The organism is Alphaproteobacteria bacterium (genome assembly GCA_024244705.1).
In the GTDB taxonomy this organism is placed as follows: Bacteria; Pseudomonadota; Alphaproteobacteria; order JAAEOK01; family JAAEOK01; genus JAAEOK01.
Genome location: JAAEOK010000052.1, coordinates 42,603 through 59,511 on the forward strand (window position 1 = coordinate 42,603; position 16,909 = coordinate 59,511).

General features: G+C 64.9%; 18 protein-coding genes. 5 read left to right on the plus strand and 13 right to left on the minus strand.

The window, feature by feature from the left end:
* The first annotated feature begins 159 nt into the window (after positions 1 to 159).
* Positions 160 to 948: an MBL fold metallo-hydrolase gene (locus GY791_08695; GenBank protein ID MCP4328498.1), complete on the plus strand. Its 789-nt coding sequence runs from the start codon at positions 160 to 162 to the stop codon at positions 946 to 948.
* On the opposite strand, the gene GY791_08700 is transcribed toward GY791_08695, so the two are convergent.
* Positions 930 to 2,282, minus strand: coding sequence for a dihydroorotase (locus tag GY791_08700; GenBank protein ID MCP4328499.1), 1,353 nt, complete (start codon positions 2,280 to 2,282; stop codon positions 930 to 932). The two genes, GY791_08695 and GY791_08700, sit on opposite strands and share 19 nt — an antisense overlap.
* A gap of 106 nt (positions 2,283 to 2,388) precedes the next feature.
* Between GY791_08700 and GY791_08705 the strand changes: the two genes are divergently transcribed.
* Positions 2,389 to 3,285, plus strand: coding sequence for a folate-binding protein YgfZ (locus tag GY791_08705; protein ID MCP4328500.1), 897 nt, complete (start codon positions 2,389 to 2,391; stop codon positions 3,283 to 3,285).
* A 41-nt stretch (positions 3,286 to 3,326) separates the two neighbouring features.
* Here GY791_08705 and GY791_08710 read toward each other — a convergent pair whose 3' ends face one another.
* From GY791_08710 to GY791_08740, 7 genes are all read right to left on the minus strand, one after another.
* The gene (locus GY791_08710) at positions 3,327 to 3,746 is read right to left on the minus strand and encodes an HIT family protein (protein ID MCP4328501.1); all 420 of its coding nucleotides are present in this window, start codon (positions 3,744 to 3,746) and stop codon (positions 3,327 to 3,329) included.
* An 83-nt stretch (positions 3,747 to 3,829) separates the two neighbouring features.
* Positions 3,830 to 4,738 (minus strand): methylmalonyl Co-A mutase-associated GTPase MeaB, encoded by a 909-nt coding sequence (locus GY791_08715; GenBank protein MCP4328502.1) that lies wholly within the window; start codon positions 4,736 to 4,738, stop codon positions 3,830 to 3,832.
* A 26-nt stretch (positions 4,739 to 4,764) separates the two neighbouring features.
* Positions 4,765 to 7,434: a pyruvate, phosphate dikinase gene (locus GY791_08720; protein ID MCP4328503.1), complete on the minus strand. Its 2,670-nt coding sequence runs from the start codon at positions 7,432 to 7,434 to the stop codon at positions 4,765 to 4,767.
* Positions 7,435 to 7,443: 9 nt separating this feature from the next.
* Complete coding sequence (locus GY791_08725) at positions 7,444 to 9,594, minus strand: glycine--tRNA ligase subunit beta (GenBank protein MCP4328504.1); 2,151 nt, start codon at positions 9,592 to 9,594, stop codon at positions 7,444 to 7,446.
* Entirely contained in the window at positions 9,587 to 10,495 is a 909-nt protein-coding gene (locus GY791_08730) for a glycine--tRNA ligase subunit alpha (protein MCP4328505.1), read from the minus strand. Before GY791_08730 ends, GY791_08725 begins: the two co-directional genes overlap by 8 nt.
* 101 nt (positions 10,496 to 10,596) lie before the next feature.
* Positions 10,597 to 10,818: a twin-arginine translocase TatA/TatE family subunit gene (locus GY791_08735; protein MCP4328506.1), complete on the minus strand. Its 222-nt coding sequence runs from the start codon at positions 10,816 to 10,818 to the stop codon at positions 10,597 to 10,599.
* 58 nt (positions 10,819 to 10,876) lie between these two features.
* Positions 10,877 to 11,731, minus strand: coding sequence for a S49 family peptidase (locus GY791_08740; protein MCP4328507.1), 855 nt, complete (start codon positions 11,729 to 11,731; stop codon positions 10,877 to 10,879).
* Positions 11,732 to 11,879: 148 nt separating this feature from the next.
* On the opposite strand from GY791_08740, the gene GY791_08745 reads away from it, so the two are divergent.
* The 3 genes from GY791_08745 to GY791_08755 all read left to right on the plus strand — a co-directional run bounded on the left by GY791_08745 (position 11,880) and on the right by GY791_08755 (position 13,342).
* The gene (locus GY791_08745) at positions 11,880 to 12,233 is read left to right on the plus strand and encodes a hypothetical protein (protein MCP4328508.1); all 354 of its coding nucleotides are present in this window, start codon (positions 11,880 to 11,882) and stop codon (positions 12,231 to 12,233) included.
* Between the two features lie 52 nt (positions 12,234 to 12,285).
* Positions 12,286 to 12,807: an N-acetyltransferase gene (locus tag GY791_08750; GenBank protein MCP4328509.1), complete on the plus strand. Its 522-nt coding sequence runs from the start codon at positions 12,286 to 12,288 to the stop codon at positions 12,805 to 12,807.
* Between the two features lie 202 nt (positions 12,808 to 13,009).
* The gene (locus GY791_08755) at positions 13,010 to 13,342 is read left to right on the plus strand and encodes a hypothetical protein (protein ID MCP4328510.1); all 333 of its coding nucleotides are present in this window, start codon (positions 13,010 to 13,012) and stop codon (positions 13,340 to 13,342) included.
* Between the two features lie 6 nt (positions 13,343 to 13,348).
* Here the strand turns inward: GY791_08755 and GY791_08760 are convergent, their stop codons facing one another.
* The 5 genes from GY791_08760 to GY791_08780 form a co-directional block, all read right to left on the minus strand.
* Positions 13,349 to 14,386, minus strand: a complete 1,038-nt coding sequence (locus tag GY791_08760) for a TPM domain-containing protein (GenBank protein ID MCP4328511.1) — start codon at positions 14,384 to 14,386, stop codon at positions 13,349 to 13,351.
* A complete protein-coding gene (locus tag GY791_08765; protein ID MCP4328512.1) occupies positions 14,361 to 14,687 on the minus strand; it encodes a LemA family protein in 327 nt (108 codons plus the stop codon). Before GY791_08765 ends, GY791_08760 begins: the two co-directional genes overlap by 26 nt.
* Positions 14,684 to 15,820: a glycosyltransferase gene (locus GY791_08770; GenBank protein ID MCP4328513.1), complete on the minus strand. Its 1,137-nt coding sequence runs from the start codon at positions 15,818 to 15,820 to the stop codon at positions 14,684 to 14,686. The genes GY791_08765 and GY791_08770 overlap by 4 nt, the downstream gene beginning before the upstream one ends.
* A gap of 67 nt (positions 15,821 to 15,887) precedes the next feature.
* A complete protein-coding gene (locus GY791_08775) occupies positions 15,888 to 16,649 on the minus strand; it encodes a methyltransferase (protein MCP4328514.1) in 762 nt (253 codons plus the stop codon).
* On the minus strand, positions 16,642 to 16,860 hold the full coding sequence (locus GY791_08780; GenBank protein MCP4328515.1) for a DUF2007 domain-containing protein: 219 nt from the start codon (positions 16,858 to 16,860) through the stop codon (positions 16,642 to 16,644). The genes GY791_08775 and GY791_08780 overlap by 8 nt, the downstream gene beginning before the upstream one ends.
* Positions 16,861 to 16,909 lie beyond the last annotated feature (49 nt).

The window sequence follows — 16,909 nt, forward strand, 5'->3', positions numbered from 1 at the left end:
ATTCGTCCTCCGGCTCTTTGACGCTGCGAATCGGCGCGCACAATAGCAGACGCGTCCCGGGCCGATAAGCGTCATGTTGCAGTGCACAGGCCAGATCGCAATGACGGCGGAGCCAATTTTGGCTTATGCTTCCCGGGGACCCACGGGGAAAGAAAACGGATGACTCTCCAACTCGCCGACCGGTGGTTCGAGCGCCGGCGCATCGACGACGATATCACCCTGCTGTGGGAGCCGTTCGTCGACCCCTTGGGACGTTGCAACATCTGGCACGTGCGCGGCCGCGAGCGCGACCTGCTGGTCGACTCCGGCATGGGTATCGCCAGCCTGCGCGATGCCGCCGCGGACCTGTTCGAGGGCTCCCTGGTCGCGGTCGCCACCCACAGCCATTTCGATCACGTCGGCTCGATGCACGAATTCCCCGACCGCGTCATTCACCGCCTCGAGGCGGACCTGCTCGCGGCGCCGGGCGACGACCGTTCGCTAAAGGTGGCGGATATCGACAAGGACTTTCGCGACTATCTGGCCGAGGTCGGCTATCCGCTCGACAGCGAATGGCTGATCACCGCCCTCCCCACCGCCGATTACGACCCCGCGGCCTGGACCACACCGCCGGCGCCGGCGACGCGAACGGTCGATGACGGCGATGTCGTCGACCTCGGCGATCGCAGTTTCGAGGTCCTGCACCTGCCCGGCCATTCGCCCGGCAGCATGGGGTTATGGGAAGCGGCCACGGGGACCCTGTTCTCCGGTGACGCGGTCTATGACGGCCCGCTCCTCGACCGGCTGCCCGAATCGGACATCGCCGCGTATATGACGACCATGCATCGCCTGCGCGAACTTCCGGTGACGGTGGTCCATGCCGGCCACGACCCCAGTTTCGGCCGTACCCGTCTGGCCGAGATCGCCGACCGATTCATCGCTCACGGCGGCTACGTACCCGAGGCCTGATCTTTCTCGAGAGTCTCGACGAAGCGAACCGGCCGGCCGCCCGGATCGCCCAAGACCTCGCCGTCGCGCACGGCGAGCCGGCCACGCAGGATGGTCGTCACGGTGCGGCCGGTAATCGTCATATCGTCGAAGGGTGTCCACCCACAACGGCTCGCGATCCAGTCGTCGGTGATGGTCCATTTGGCATCGAGATCGACGACGGCGAAATCGGCATCGTAGCCACGGGCGATGCGGCCCTTGCCGGCAATGCCGTAGATCCGCTGCGGCCCGGCCGACGTCAAATCGACGACGCGCTCGAGCGAAAGCCGTCCCGCCGCGGCATGATCGAGCAGGAGCGGCAGCAGCGTTTGCACCCCGGGCATCCCCGAGGGGCTCTCCGGATAGGGCCGGTCCTTCTCTTCCCGGGTGTGGGGTGCGTGGTCGGAGCCGATAACATCGACGACGCCATCGGCCACCGCCCGCCACAGGCCGGCTTGGTGATCGGCATCGCGGATCGGCGGATTCATCTGCGCGTAGGTGCCGAGCCGGTCGTAGCAGTCGGGCGCGGCCAGGGTCAGATGTTGCGGCGTGGTTTCGACCGTAGCCAGGTCCTTGTTGGCGGCGAGCAGGTCCATTTCGTCGCTGGTCGTGACATGGAGGACGTGGACCCGCCGTCCGACCCGGCGGGCCAAAGCCAGCAGGCGTTGTGTCGCGAGCAACGCCGTCTCGACGTCGCGCCAAATCGGATGGGTCGCCGGGTTGCCGGCTTCGCGCAGGCCGGCTCGGGCGATCAGCCGGTCCTCGTCCTCGGCGTGAACCGCCATCCGGCGGCGGCCCGACTTGAGCACCTCGAAAACGGTCTCGTCGTCGGGGACCAGCAGGTTGCCGGTCGAGCTTCCCATGAACATCTTGACCCCGGCACAGCCCGGCCGGCGCTCCAGATCGGCGAGAGCGTCGACGTTCTCGGCCGCCGCGCCGACGAAGAACGCGTGGTCGCACCAGGCGCGGCCCGCGGCCCGCGCCAGCTTGTCGTCGAGATCGGCCGCGGTCAGCGTCGCCGGCGACGTATTGGGCATTTCAAAGATCGATGTCACGCCGCCGAGCAGAGCGGCGCGGGTTCCCGTGTCCAGATCCTCCTTGTGGGTGTTGCCGGGTTCACGGAAATGAACCTGGGTATCGATCGCGCCCGGCAGCACATGCAATCCGGAGGCATCGAAGACCTCCGCCGCATCCCCTGCCTCGAGGGTACCGAGCGCCGCGATTCGACCGCCAGCGACCCCGATGTCGGTCCCGACCCGCCCACCGGGCGTCATGACGGTGCCGCCAGCGACAATCAGATCGAATCGTGGGTTCATGGGGTGCCTATCGTTGGGACTGGGATGGGGGCGGTATTGGCAGCAGGACGTTAATGCGCCACCCCACCCTTGCCAAGACTCTGGCGGGTGTCCATCTTTGCGGGCGATGTCCGAATCTGTCTATGTCATTCCTGAGAACCGCGGCTTCATCGCTGTTTCCGGACCCGACGCGCGAACCTTCCTGCAGGGAATCGTCACCAACGATGTCGGCGCGGTAGGCCCGGCGACGGCGCAGTACGGCGCCATGCTGACGCCCCAAGGCCGCGTGATGTGGGACTTTGTGCTCGCCGAGATCGATAGCCGGCTGGTGCTCCAATGCGAGGCTGACCGCCTGCCCGCATTTCTCAAACGCCTGTCGATGTATCGGTTCCGCGCCGAGGCGACGGTCGAAGACGCCAGCGCCGAGTTTGCCGCGGTCGTCTTTCCCGGCGCCGCGGCGCTCGCCGCGCTCGACCTCGGCGACAATGCCGGTGCCGCCAGACCATGGCACGGCGGGTCCCTGTTCGCCGATCCGCGCCTGCCCGCGCTTGGCGCCCGCGCCATTGTTGCGAAGTCGGCCCTGGACGCGGCGTTGGCGGAGACCGGCTTCGACGCCGGCGAACGTGACGCCTACGATCAGCTGCGGCTTTCCCTCGGCGTCCCCTCCGGTGCGGTCGACTTGCCGCCGGAAAAGGCACTGCCGCTCGAGGTCGGCTTCGACGAACTGCACGGCGTCAGCTGGACCAAGGGATGCTACATGGGCCAGGAATTGACGGCGCGGATGAATTACCGGGCGCTGGTCAAGAAGCGGCTACTCCCGGTCGCCATCGACGGACCGGCGCCGGAACCGGGATCGCCGGTCGAGCTCGACGGCAAAGCTGTCGGCGAGATGCGTTCGTCCAATGGTGCGCTCGGTCTCGCTTACCTCCGCCTCGAAGCCGCAACCGCGGGAACACCGCTCAGCTGTGGCGGCGCGGCGCTGCGGCCGCAATTCCCGCCTTGGCTGAAATTGCCGGCGGAATAGTTGGCGCCAGCGAAGGTCTGAGCACTAAATCTGTGGACCGTTCAGATCGCCGCCTTGACCTTTTCGTAGGCCGCCTTGACGGCATCCACGTCACCCGGGATATGGCCCCAATTGAGCTTGAGTTCGTCGCCCATCCGGCGCGGCAGAATATGGATATGGAAATGCGGCACCGATTGCAGCGCCCCCGGCCCGTTGGCCTGGATCAGATTCAGGCCGTCGGGCGACAGCGCCTTCTCGATGCCCGCGGCAACGCGCTTCGCGGTCTTGACGCAGGCCGCGATCAGCTCTTCGGGCACCTTGTGGATGTCTTGATAGTGGGCCTTGATGATCGCCAGTGAATGGCCCTCGTTGGCCGGGTTGATGTCCATGAAGGCGAGGGTGTCATCGTCCTCGTAAAGCTTGAAACAGGGAATCCCGCCGGCCACGATTTTGCAGAAGATACAGTCCGGATCCGCGCTCATGTGGTCCTCCCCAAAAGATATTTTCCCGCCGGCAATCATTCGCTATTGCCGACCCCGGCATCAAGGGAAAAAACGACACCCGCTCAACCACGGAGGATGGTCACGATCTCCTGTCGGCGCCGGAACGGGGACTGGCCGGCGGATAACGCCAACGGACCGGCGCGAATGAGGCCTTCGCGACCATAGGCGTCCTCGACCGACCGGCTGAGCCAATTCTCCGCTTGCCGTCGACGCAGCGCGGCCAAGCGCCCGGCATCGGTGAGGTAGGCGCGATGATCGTCGATGGTAGCGATCAGCCGGTCGAGGCCGGTTCCCTGGGTCGCCGAAATCGTCATCACCGGCACCGCCCAGCCGCCGGCGACACCCGACAGGTCGAGCGCACCACGGGCATCCGATTCGGTCCTCGCCGCCGGCGCCCCGAGATCGCCCTTGGTCACGACGACGATGTCGGGAATTTCGATGATGCCGGCCTTCATGAATTGCAAGCTGTCGCCGGCGCCGGGCTGGATGCAGAGCACCACGGTGTCGGTCGTATCGGCGACATCGCCCTCGGACTGGCCGACGCCAACGGTCTCGACGACGACGGCGTCATATAGCGCGCGCATCAACACGGTGGCCGGCCAGGTCAGGCCGGCGAGGCCGCCGAGCCGGTCTCGAGCCGCCATCGAGCGAACGTAGACACCGTCGTCGCCGGGCGCCGTCTTTATCCTGGTGCGATCGCCGAGCAAGGCACCACCGCTGCGTCGCGACGACGGATCGACGGCGATGACACCGACCGTCCGGTCTTCCCCGCGCCAGGCGGCGATCAGCGCGTTCAACAACGTCGACTTACCAACGCCCGGAGGACCGGTGACGCCAAGAACATGCGCCCGGGGGGCAGCATAGGCCGCGTCCAGAAGATCGAGGCTGGCGGGCCCATCGGGTGAACGTTCGAGCTCACCCAGCGCTCGCGCCAGGGCGGTTTTGCCGTTCCGTTTGATCGTATCGAGCATGGGCGCCAAGTGCCTGCGTCGGTGGGCTAGCCTTCCCGTACCCCAAGCGCCGCCTGGGCGGCGGCGAGGCGGGCGATCGGGACCCGGAACGGGGAACAGGAAACATAGTCGAGCCCGACTCCCTCGAAGAAGGCGATCGATGCCGGGTCGCCGCCATGCTCGCCGCAAATGCCGAGCTTGATATCGGGACGCGTCGCCCGGCCGCGCTCGCAGCCGATCGAGACCAGCTCGCCGACGCCGGCGACGTCGATCGATACGAAAGGGTCGTGGTCGATGATGCCCTTCTGCAGGTACATGTCGAGAAAACTGCCGGCGTCGTCGCGCGACAGGCCGAAGGTGGTCTGGGTCAGGTCATTGGTGCCGAAGCTGAAGAACTCCGCGGTCTTGGCGATGACGTCGGCGCGCAGCGCCGCTCGCGGCAGTTCGATCATGGTGCCGACGAGGTATTCGACCTTCGTGCCGGTCTCTTCGGCAACCTGATCGGCGGCATCGTCGATTTCCTTCTTGAGCAAGTCGATTTCGACGACGCTGGCAGCGAGCGGGATCATCACCTCGGGCACCACCGGCCGGCCGGTCTTCTTTCCCGCCGCCACCGCCGCTTCGAAGATCGCCTGGGCTTGCATGCGCGAAATCTCCGGGTAGCTGACGCCGAGGCGACAGCCGCGATGGCCGAGCATGGGGTTGGTCTCGTGGAGTCGGAGCGTGGTCGCCCGGACTGTCTCCAGGTCGCTGCCGGCGGCCCTTGCGACCTCCTCCATCTCCCCCTCGTCCTTGGGCAGGAACTCGTGCAGCGGCGGGTCGAGGAGGCGGATCGTTACCGGCAGCCCGGCCATGATCTCGAAGATCTCGGTAAAATCCTCCCGCTGCATGGGCAGGATCTTGTCGAGCGCCGTTCGCCGGCCTTCGGCGTCACCGGCGAGAATCATCTCGCGTACCGCGGTGATGCGCTCGCTTTCGAAGAACATGTGCTCGGTGCGACAGAGGCCGATGCCTTCGGCGCCGAATTCCCGCGCCGTTTTCACGTCCTTGGGGGTATCCGCATTGGCGCGAACGCCGAGGCGGCGAATCTCGTCGGCCCACCCCATCAAGCGCTCGAACTCCGCCGACAGTTGCGGCTGAATCGTCGGCACCGCCCCGCGCATAACCTCGCCGGTGCTGCCGTCGAGGGTGATCAAGTCCCCGGAGCGAACCACGTTGTCGCCGGCTTTCATGGTACCGGCGTGATAATCGATGCGCAGACCGCCGGCCCCGGCAACGCATGGCCTTCCCATACCGCGGGCGACGACGGCGGCGTGGCTGGTCATGCCGCCGCGCGTAGTCAGGATGCCGCGCGCCGCATGCATGCCGTGGATGTCCTCGGGGCTGGTCTCGACGCGGACCAGGATGACGTTCTCACCCTTGTGCGCCATGTCCTCGGCGGCGTCGGCGCTGAACACGATCTTGCCCGATGCCGCCCCCGGCGAGGCGGGCAGGCCGCGTCCGAGCACCGCCCTATCGACGTCGGGGTCGAGCGTCGGATGCAACAGCTGGTCGAGCACGGCCGGATCGATCCGCGAAACCGCGGCCGCACGATCGATCAGGCCGGCGTCGACCATCTCGACGGCAATACGCAACGCGGCCTGCGTGGTGCGTTTGCCGCTTCGCGTCTGTAGCATCCACAGCTTGCCCTTCTGCACCGTGAACTCGATGTCCTGCATGTCGCGGTAATGGGCCTCCAGCCGCTGACGCACGTCGCCGAGTTGGGTGAAGACGTCGGGCATCACCTCTTCCATCGCCGGCATAGTGCTGTTCTGCGCCTCTTTGCCGGCCACGGTCAGGTTCTGCGGCGTGCGAATGCCGGCAACCACGTCCTCGCCTTGCGCATTGACCAGATATTCACCGTAGAACTCGTTCTCGCCGGTCGATGGATTGCGCGTAAAAGCGACACCGGTGGCGCAATCATCGCCCATATTGCCGAACACCATGGCCTGGACGTTGACCGCCGTGCCCCATTCCTGGGGAATGTTGTGGAGCCGGCGATAGGTCATCGCGCGCTGGTTCATCCAGCTATCGAAGACGGCGTCGATCGCGCGCCACATCTGCTCGTTCGGATCCTGGGGGAAGGGTTGGCCGAGACGTTCCTCGACCATGTCCTTGTAGCGGCCGATCAGGTCGTCGAGATCGTCGGCACCGAGCTCGGTATCGAGCGCCGCACCACGCTCCTCCTTCAACCGATCGAGCAAGTCTTCGAAATTGTGGTGGTCGACGCCGAGAACGACGTCGCCGTACATCTGCATGAACCGGCGATAGCTGTCGCGGGCGAAGCGCGGATCCCCGCTCATCGCGGACAGGCCCTCGACGGTCGCGTCGTTGAGCCCCAGATTGAGGACGGTATCCATCATGCCGGGCATCGAAGCGCGGGCGCCCGAGCGGACCGACACCAAAAGCGGGTTGTCGGGGTCGCCAAAGCGGGCGTCGGCGGTCTTTTCGACCTCCGCCAACGCGGTTTCGACCTCCTCCGCAAGCCCCGACGGATAGGTTCGGTCGTTGGCATAGAAGGCGGTGCAGACCTCGGTGGTGATGGAGAATCCCGGCGGCACCGGCAGGCCGAGATTGCTCATCTCGGCGAGGTTCGCGCCCTTACCGCCGAGCAAATCGCGCATCGCCGCGCTGCCTTCCGCCACGCCGTCGCCGAAGCCGTAGACCCACTTGGTCATGTTTCGTGTTTACCCTTCGATCTTCGAGAAATCCGCGATCCGGTCCATCGTCTTGCGGATTTGTGACAGCAGTTCCAGCCGGTTGGAACGCAGATTGGACTCTTCGGTGTTGACGGTGACCTGGTCGAAGAAAACGTCGACCGGCGTCCGCAGCTTGGCCAGCACCGCCATCGCCGCGCCAAAATCCTCACCCTGGATCGCCTCCGAGCTGTCCGTTTCAACCCGCCGTAGCTCCTCGAGCAAAGCCTTCTCCGCGGGTTCGGCCAGCAAGCCTTCATCGACGACGCCGTCGAATGTGGTCTTGTCCTTCTTCGCCTCGATGGAAACGATATTGCCGGCACGCTGATAGGCGACCAGCAGGTTGGTCCCGGCGTCACCGGTCACGAAATCCTGTAGCGCATCGACCCGCGCCAGCAGACGGACGAGATCGTCCTCCTTGGTCGCCGGCAACCTCTCGACCGCGAACACGGCAGCGATCAAATCATGCCGTACGCCGCGTTCTCGAAGCGCGACTTTCATACGATCGGTGATGAACTCGAGCAACGGGTCCTCGACCGGGACTTTCGAAACGCGGTGGAAGGCTTTCTGTGCCTGTACAAAGATTTCGCTCAACGGCAAGCGGAGATCGTTTTCCACGATCAAGCGGATGACCCCGAGAGCCGCGCGGCGCAAGGCGTAGGGATCCTTCGACCCGGTCGGTTTCTCGTCGATCGCCCAGAATCCGACCAGGGTATCGATCTTGTCGGCCAGCGCGACGGTGACGCTGACCGGCTTGCTCGGGCAGGCGTCGCCGGGCCCCAACGGCCCGTAATGCTCGGCGATGGCATCGGCGACTTCCACGTGCTCGCCGTCATTGAGGGCATAGTAGCGGCCCATCACGCCCTGCAATTCGGGAAACTCGCCGACCATGCCGGTGGTCAAATCGGCCTTGGCCAGGCGCGCCGCGGAGCGCACCCGATCGATATCGGCGCCGGAGACATGTTTGGCGATTTCGACCGCCAGCGCCTGGACGCGGTCGGCCTTGGCGTCGAGCGAACCGAGCTTGGCATGGAAGACCACGTCGCTCAGCGCCGGCACGCGGCTGGCGAGACTCTGCCTTCGGTCCTGGTCCCAGAAGAAGCGCGCATCGGCCAACCGCGCGCGCAGGACGCGCTCGTTGCCGGCGATGATATTGGTGCGGATGTCGGAGCCTTCCGGCGCCGGCATGTTGGCAACGACGAGGAACCTGTTGGCCAGGCCGTCATCGCCGTCGAGGCACGAAAAATACCTCTGGTGGCTGCGCATCGACGTCTCGAGCACTTCGTCCGGCAGGTCCATGAATGCGTCATCGATGGTGCCGATCAACACCTCCGGCCATTCGACCAGGCCGGTGACCTCGTCGAGCAATGCCGGGTCGTCTTTGACCGTCAACCCTTCCGCCGCTGCCTGCTCGATTGCCTGTTCGGCGATGATCTGCCGCCGCTCCGCCGGGTCGAGGATGACGAAGGCGGCGCGGAGCTTGGTCCGGTAATCGTCGAATGAATGAACTGTAATCTTCTCAGGCGCCAGAAATCGGTGGCCGGAGGTCGTGTTTGATATTATCAGCGGCCTAACTATAGACCCAATCTTGTTAGGATCACTGGTCAGCTCAGGATCATCACCTCCGACCATTACATCGCGTGCGGGAATTTCACCATCAAAGAGCATACAGATCTGATGAACGGGGCGTACCCATCGAAATTGACCACTCTCACCCCACTTCATCGACTTGGGCCATGCGAACTCATGAAATGTGAGCGTCACAATATCCGCTAGGACATCTGCTACCGGTCGTCCGGCAATGTCGCGCACCACGAAATAGAACGTGCTGCCCTTGATCTCGCGGACCTCGCACTGGTCGACCGAGTCGAGGCCGGCGGATTTGAGAAAGCCTTCGATCGCCTTATCGGGTGCGCCGACCCGCGGGCCTTTGCGCTCCTCGCTGAGATCGGGTTGCCGTTCCGGCAGGCCGTCCACGACCAGGGCCAGACGGCGCGGCGTGACAAAGGCCTCGGCGCGGTCGTAATCGAGCCGCGCCTCTTTCAGCTTGTCGGTGACCAGCCGCTCGAGGTCGGATGCGGCGCGGGCCTGCATCCGCGCCGGAATCTCCTCGGACAGGATCTCGAGCAGGAACTCAGCCATCGGCTGCGGCCCTGCCCACACCGACCCAGGCCTCGCAACAACCCTTGGCCAGGGCCCGCACGCGGCCGATATAGGCCTGGCGTTCGGTGACGCTGATGACGCCGCGGGCGTCGAGCAGGTTGAACAGGTGGCTCGCCTTCATGCACTGGTCGTAGGCCGGCAGCGAATGGCCGGAGGCGAGCAGCGCGCCGCATTCGGTCTCGGCGTCCTCGAAATGGCGCAGCACGATGGCGGTATCGGCGCGTTCGAAGTTGAAGGCGGAAAATTCCCGCTCCGCCTGCAGAAAGATGTCGCCATAGCACTTGCCCCCGGCGTCGGACGGAATGCCGTCCCAATCGAGGTCGTAAACGTTCTCGACACCCTGGATATACATCGCCAGCCGTTCCAGCCCGTAGGTCAGCTCGACCGGCACCGGATCACAGTCGATGCCGCCGACCTGTTGGAAGTAGGTGAACTGGGTCACCTCCATGCCGTCGCACCAGACCTCCCAGCCGAGGCCCCAGGCGCCCAGCGTCGGGCTTTCCCAATCGTCCTCGACGAAGCGGATATCGTGGGCCAGCGAATCGATACCGAGGTCGGCCAGACTGTCGAGATAGAGTCCCTGGCTATTCGGCGGCGACGGTTTCAGCAGAACTTGGAATTGGTAGTAGTGCTGGAGGCGGTTCGGATTGTCGCCGTAGCGGCCGTCTGTCGGCCGCCGCGACGGTTGGACATAGGCGCAATTCCACACCCGGTCGGGGCCGAGCGAGCGCAATGTCGTCGCCGGGTGAAACGTGCCGGCGCCGATTTCCATGTCGTAAGGCTGGAGGATGACGCAGCCCTGATTCGCCCAGAAGCGCTGCAGCCGCAGGATCAGTTCTTGAAAGCAGTTGTCCGGGTTGGCCGCGCGTTTCTGCGCCATGGGTCGGGTCGCGTCCCTGGAATTGTTGCGGCGCAAAATAACCGCCGCTCAGAACCCGGTCAAGCGCACTCGGCACGCGGTATCCCGCCGCGGCGCTGGGATTAGGCGTCGCAGCTATGGTCCCGGCCGGCGGGAACGAAGGTACCGCAATTCGGGCACTTGACCATGTCCTCGGCGTCGACCTTGCGGGTCTCCGCCGCGCCCTCTTCCTTAACCGCCCGGCGGCGATCGCGGTCGAGCTTGGTGATCCATTTGAAGCCGTACCAGATCGCCGCGATGATCAGCACCAGGACGAGCAACTTGGGCAGGGAGAATCCGAACATGGGGCCTTTTAGGTGGCGGCGGATGCGCGGTCAAGCACGGCGCCGCCGGTCCGACCGCCTAGAGCCCGTAGCGTTGCCACAGGGCGCGCTCCTCGATCGCCGAAAAAACCGCCCCCGCCCAGGCATCCGGGTCGGTGAGCTGGCCCAGGCCAAGCTTACGCTTGATCCAACTCTCGCGGCCGCCGACCCGGCGCAGCTTGACCCTGTCGCCGAAACGCTCGCGCATCACGCCGCGGAGATCGCCGAGGCCGTCGATGAGCCCCAGATCGAGCGCCGTGCGCCCGGTCCAGAACTCGCCGCTGAACAGCGCCCGGTCGTCGCCCTTGAGCCGTTCGCCCCGCCGCGATCGCACAAAATCCTGGAAGTTCTGATGCAATTCCTTGAGCAGGCCGTCGAGCTTCTCGACATCCTCGGCGTTTTCCGGCTTGAACGGGTCGAGGATCGATTTGCGCTCGCCGGCCGTATAGACGCGACGGCTGACGCCATGGGATTGGATCCATTCATCGAGGCCGAAGCCAGCGCTGATCACCCCGATCGAGCCTATGATCGAAGACATGTCGGCGTAGATTTCATCCGCCGCACAGGCCAGCCAATAGCCGCCCGAGGCCGCGACATCTTCGGCGAAGGCGATCACCGGGATCTCCTTCTCCTCTGACAAATCGCGAATGCGCTTGGCGATCAGCGACGATTGCACCGGCGAGCCGCCGGGTGAGTTGAGCGCCAACGCCACCGCTTTGAGGTTGCGCGGCTTGAAGGCGGCTTCGATCTGGGCGGCCAATCCGGTCAACGTCAACCCGCCGCGCATCAGGCCCATCTTGCCGATGACGCCGGCGAGCGGCAGCACCGTCACCACCGGCGCCGGGTCGCGGAACCGCTTCAGGGGAATCTTGGTCAGGACATCGTCGAATTTCATTGCTGTTAGATAAGTGATTCTTTGCCCTTTTCCAACGACCGAAATTTTGACACACTAAAATCCGTTCCTGAAAATCTTGGCAGAACGCGGGAGGATCGTTGTGCCGTTACGAATACGTCCGACATACCGGACCTACGCCGCGATCGGCTTGGCCGCCACCGTGCCTGCCGCGCTGCTGTTCGCCTATGGTCTGAGCTTTTCGCTCCTCGGCGAAACGCCGATCCACCGCTCGATCGACCTGTTCTGGGATGGGCCGTTCGGCATTGTTCTCGATGCATTGTGGCATCCCGCCGTCATCCTCGGCGGCCTGCTGGTGGCGCTGGTGCTGAGCGGCGGACCCTTTTTGAGAGCCGGAAAGACGCGCCGCAACGGTGTGACCGCCAAACTCGGCTGGTACGGGTGGGTGCTGAATGTCTCGATCACGGTGTTCGCCGCGACGTTGATGGCGGCCATCCTGTTGTACCTCTTCGTGGAGAACGCCGCCCCGCACGCCGCAGGTTAACGACCCACCGCCAGCGTTTGCAATCTCATCGAACACCCGCCATAAGGCGCAGATGGTCGCTTATCGCGAAGAAGAGGCGCGCGACCGCCCCGGCATACGCGCCGCCAATTGGCTGGCTTTCGGCGGCGGCGACGAAGTCTTGCTTATCGACCGGCTGTGGGCCGACGGCCTGGTGATCGTCTCGTTGGTCGCCGTCGACGGGCATCAAGTTGTGGGCCACATACTCTTCAGCCGCCTGGCAATCGAAACCGCGCATCGGACGGTCCGCGCCGCCGCGCTGGCGCCGCTGGCGGTATTGCCGGAGCGGCAGCGCGAACGTATCGGCTCGGCCCTCGTCGAGCGGGGCATCGAGGCCTGCCGGGAAGACGGTATCGAAGCCATCGTCGTCGTCGGCCATGAGGACTTCTATCCCCGATTCGGTTTCTCCGCGATTACCGCCGAGCGACTTCGCGCGCCCTTCTCCGGCCCCGCCTTCATGGCCCTCGAACTGGTTTCCGGTGCCCTCGCCGTCGATAGCGGCACCGTACGCTACCCACCCGCCTTCCGCCTCGAGAACGCGACCGCGGACACCTGAACGACCCAATTCCCGGCGATCGAAAGGGCGCCCCGCCGCGGCACCTTGGCCGGAAGGATGATCACCGCCTGGGTCCTCATAGGGGGCGCCATGGGCAAAGGTATGGCGGCAATATTTCTTTTGCGCTCTTACGCCGAGCGGGCGCTATAATGATGCCGGTTTCAAGAATTTTTCAGTGCAAGATCACGATGGTGAGGTTGCGATGAAGACTTGGAAATCAGCCACCGGCACGATGGCGTTGGCCGCCCTGATTGGATCGTCGGGCTGCGCCGACACCGTAACCATGGGCTCGCCGGCCTATGTCGAGGGCTGGCGGATGGGTTGCTACTCGGGCTACACCGATGCCGGCGTTACCTGGTACTGGGGTCTCGCCAACAACAAGCCGACCTACGGCGATAGCCCTGAATATGAGCCGGCGTGGCAGACGGGTTACCGATCCTGTTTCGACAACACCCTCGCCGGCGTGCCGCCCTGGCGAACCTTGCCGCCGAGCGATCCCGACTGGGCCGAGGAACCGGAGTCCGACGCTTCCTGAGAGGCTCTAATTGGCGGCCTTCGGAAAACCGTGGCGGTCGAAACGCCAGTCATCGAACGCAAACATGTAAGGGTGTTCGGCGTCCAGATCGAAGCGCCAGGCATTGGTGCGGCCGAAGCGGATCGCGCGCTGCATCATGGTGAGATCGAGCGCCCAGGAATCGTCGACCCGCTCGAAGAAGAACGGCGCGCATGCGCGTTCACCGGGCGGATAGCGAACCACCGCGTAACGGCCGTCATCGGAGTAACGCAACGCTTCGGCCGGACAGCGCCGGTAGATGCGGGCCACATTGTCCATCTGCGCCGGGGTCATGACCCAGTCGTTCAACATGCGCCGGGTCGCCTCTGTGTAGATGTCGAGGCCGGGGTCGTCGTTGCGCGCCGCCATGGCGTCGAAATAGACCTGAAGCGTCGCCGACGGTGTTCGCCCCGCCTCGGCCGAAGCCTGCTGCGCATCCTCGGGCGCCGCTCGGGCCCCCGCGCCGAGGCGCGCCGCGGTGGTCGCACCGCCACCACCGCTGCCGACTATCCAGGCCTCGCCTTCGAACCCTGCGTTATCGGCGGCACGCTGGGCGCGGGTGATGACGAGCTCGGTGGTTGCCAGGATTCCGTCGGCGACCCGGCCGCGTTCGAAAAACGGCACCATCTGCCGGTGTTCGACATAGGCGGCAAAAGCGTCCGGAAACACGCCTTCCAGCGCATAGCCGATTTCCAAGCGAAGGACGTCCTGATCGGCGTCGACGATCAACAGCAGCGCGCGGCCGCTCTCGCTTCGGATCGTCTCCGCCAGTTCCTCGAAATGGGCCACGGCGCTGCGGTTGATATCGCCTAGGCCGTTCGCGGTGACGACCCGATAATCGATATCGTGATCCTTGAGCAGGTAGTCGTGATATTCGGCGACGCGGGCCCGTTGATCGGCCGACATGAGAGCCGCGTCGTCGCGAATCAGCTCGGATGACGTGGCCGGCCACAGCCACCAGAAGACGGCCGCGAGCGCCAGCAGCGCACCGAGCGCGACGCTAATCGAAATCGAGATCCGGCGCATTCCGCGCCTCTTCCTCGGATCTGAAATAGGCCTTGCGCTGGAAGCTGCCGAGGGAAGCGACGAGATTCCATGGCAACATGCGCAGGGTCGAATTGTAGTCGCGGACCGCGTCGTTGAACCGCATACGAGTGATGTTGATACGGTTTTCGGAACCTTCGAGTTGGGCCTGCAATTCGAGGAACTGATCGGAGGAGCGCAATTCGGGATAGGATTCGACGACCGCGAACACGTTGGCCATGCCGCGTCCGACCGCGGTCTGAGCCTCGTAAAGCCGCCGTAGCAGCGTCTCGTCTTCGATCACCGGCGGTCCCCTCTTGGCCCAGGATCTCCGAGGATTCCTGCTGCGCCGTGATGAGTTCCTCCGAAATGTTCGACGATGCGGCTCCGCGCACCCGCCGAGCGTGCCGCCTTGTGAGCCGGCGTCAGTGCCAGCGTGAGAGCAAAAGCGCGGACCAGCGACTCGACATTGCCGGGCGGCGTCACCTCCCCGTACGCACCAACAAGCATCGCAGCGTCACCGACGTCCGAAACAATGCACGGTAAGGCGCAGGCCATCGCCTCGGCCACCGCATTGGGCATGCCTTCGCCGTAGCGCGACGGCAGGCAGAAGATATCGAAGGCGTTGTAGACATCCGTCATGTCTTCGCGGGGGCCCGCCCAGATCAATGCCGGCGTGACACCGAGACCATCGGCTTGGTGGGCGAGTTTGTTCTTGAGGGCGGGGTCGCCGTCGCCGACGAAAGCCAACCGTAGCCTCGGTTCCCCGCTAATCAGCCGGGCCGCGGCATTCAGAATTACGTCATGGCCCTTCATCGGGTCCAGGCGGGCGACGACGCCGATAACGATGTCCTCGTCGGACAGGTCCCACTGCGCGCGCGTTCGAGATCGGGCGTCACGATCGGGATGAAACCAGTCGGTGTCGATACCGTTCGGAACGACGCTAATTCGATCGGCGGGAAATCCGCGCCTTATGGCGTCGTCGCGCCCGACAAACGAGTTTGAAATAATCGCGTCCGGCATGAACGACAGCCAACCTTCGGCGCGCCGGAATATGGCGCCAACCCGGCCATAGGCGCGCGACGGCATGTCCGAAATGAGCAGTGCCCAGATCAGCCGCATGCGCGGACGAAAACACCGAACAAACGCCCCCAACACGTTGGGCACGTCGAGATGGGTATAGAGGATCGTGGGATTTTCTCTGATCATGGTGCGAATGAAGCGGAAGGAGAACCCGATAACGTCGAGGCGCCCCTTTTTGTCGAGAGAAACGACTTTGATACCCGATGCCGCAAGCGTCGTGAAAAACGGCCCGCCCGGATAGAACGTTACGACCGTGACCCGCGAGCCAGATTCGGCTAGGGCCTGGGCGAGCTGGGTCACCTGCCGTTCAGCCCCGCCGATGCCGAGGCTGCGGATCAGAATGACAATGCGCATCGATCGGAACTTCGGCAGCGAAAGCGCGATTGTCGGCCCTGAAACGAAGCGCCCACGATTCCGCCCGTTACAGGATCAACGCGGCGGCGTCGCTCAAAACGGCGGCGGCGGCGGCGGTATATCCGTCCCCGTCATCGTGCAGCACCAAACCGGCGGCCAGCCGGGTCGGCGTCCGGATGTCCTTTCGACCGCGCACGATGACGCGACGCGCAGCCGGCGCGGCGGCCTTGGGCCACAGCGGAAAGACGACGATTTCGCCGAGTTTCCCGTGCATGGCGGCGAGCAGATCGTCGAGGCGGTCGGCGCGGTGGATCACCGTGATGCTGCCGCCCGACCGCGCCATCAAAATGCAGAACCGGAGCCATCGTTCGAGGTCGGCCGCGCCTTCGACGTTGGCCTCGCGGCGCCCGGCATAGGGCGAGGCGGTGACCTTCCCGGCCTCGAGATAGGGCGGATTGGACAAAACATGGCCGAACGTGCCCGGCGCCAGGCGGGGCGGCGGCCGCGTTAGGTCGCCAAGCACGGCATCGACGCGGTCCCGCGCATTGTTCAGCAGAATATTATCGGAGGCGAGGCGGAGAATATCGGGGTCGATCTCGAGCCCGGTGACGCGGCAGGCCGGCACCCGGTGAGCCAGGCACAGCGCGGCGGCACCGACGCCGCAACCGACATCGAGCACGCGGTCGCCGGCACCGGCCTCGATCGACGCCGCCAGCAGGACCGGGTCGATCGCTACCCGATAGCCATCGCGCGGCTGGCGCAGGCGCACGCGCCCGCCGATCAGCGTATCTTCTGTAAGAACCGGCCGGCCGCCGCCCGGCTTAGACATCTTGCCCATCGGGGCGAGCGTCTTCGAGGATGTGCCGGGCTCGTGTGAAATCGTCGTCGCCGACCATGGTCCGCCGCGGCAGCGCATTGACGCTGCCCTCGAGAATGCTGGTATGGGTGTCCAGTACGATGGCCTCGATGTTCTCCGCCGACAGCGTGGCGACGACCCAGGACAGCAAGACAGGATCGTTGGCGCGAATAATTTCCTTCATTTGGGCCCTTTCGGCAGGTGGCGGTACGGAGGATGGGCGCTTGACCGAC

What these genes read in the sequence shown, in the direction of transcription:
- GY791_08695 (MCP4328498.1), top strand. Translation starts at nt 160, where the DNA reads ATGACTCTCCAACTCGCCGACCGGTGGTTCGAGCGCCGGCGCATCGAC.
- GY791_08700 (MCP4328499.1), bottom strand. Translation starts at nt 2,282, where the DNA reads ATGAACCCACGATTCGATCTGATTGTCGCTGGCGGCACCGTCATGACG.
- GY791_08705 (MCP4328500.1), top strand. Translation starts at nt 2,389, where the DNA reads ATGTCCGAATCTGTCTATGTCATTCCTGAGAACCGCGGCTTCATCGCT.
- GY791_08710 (MCP4328501.1), bottom strand. Translation starts at nt 3,746, where the DNA reads ATGAGCGCGGATCCGGACTGTATCTTCTGCAAAATCGTGGCCGGCGGG.
- GY791_08715 (MCP4328502.1), bottom strand. Translation starts at nt 4,738, where the DNA reads ATGCTCGATACGATCAAACGGAACGGCAAAACCGCCCTGGCGCGAGCG.
- GY791_08720 (MCP4328503.1), bottom strand. Translation starts at nt 7,434, where the DNA reads ATGACCAAGTGGGTCTACGGCTTCGGCGACGGCGTGGCGGAAGGCAGC.
- GY791_08725 (MCP4328504.1), bottom strand. Translation starts at nt 9,594, where the DNA reads ATGGCTGAGTTCCTGCTCGAGATCCTGTCCGAGGAGATTCCGGCGCGG.
- GY791_08730 (MCP4328505.1), bottom strand. Translation starts at nt 10,495, where the DNA reads ATGGCGCAGAAACGCGCGGCCAACCCGGACAACTGCTTTCAAGAACTG.
- GY791_08735 (MCP4328506.1), bottom strand. Translation starts at nt 10,818, where the DNA reads ATGTTCGGATTCTCCCTGCCCAAGTTGCTCGTCCTGGTGCTGATCATC.
- GY791_08740 (MCP4328507.1), bottom strand. Translation starts at nt 11,731, where the DNA reads ATGAAATTCGACGATGTCCTGACCAAGATTCCCCTGAAGCGGTTCCGC.
- GY791_08750 (MCP4328509.1), top strand. Translation starts at nt 12,286, where the DNA reads ATGGTCGCTTATCGCGAAGAAGAGGCGCGCGACCGCCCCGGCATACGC.
- GY791_08755 (MCP4328510.1), top strand. Translation starts at nt 13,010, where the DNA reads ATGAAGACTTGGAAATCAGCCACCGGCACGATGGCGTTGGCCGCCCTG.
- GY791_08760 (MCP4328511.1), bottom strand. Translation starts at nt 14,386, where the DNA reads ATGCGCCGGATCTCGATTTCGATTAGCGTCGCGCTCGGTGCGCTGCTG.
- GY791_08770 (MCP4328513.1), bottom strand. Translation starts at nt 15,820, where the DNA reads ATGCGCATTGTCATTCTGATCCGCAGCCTCGGCATCGGCGGGGCTGAA.
- GY791_08775 (MCP4328514.1), bottom strand. Translation starts at nt 16,649, where the DNA reads ATGTCTAAGCCGGGCGGCGGCCGGCCGGTTCTTACAGAAGATACGCTG.
- GY791_08780 (MCP4328515.1), bottom strand. Translation starts at nt 16,860, where the DNA reads ATGAAGGAAATTATTCGCGCCAACGATCCTGTCTTGCTGTCCTGGGTC.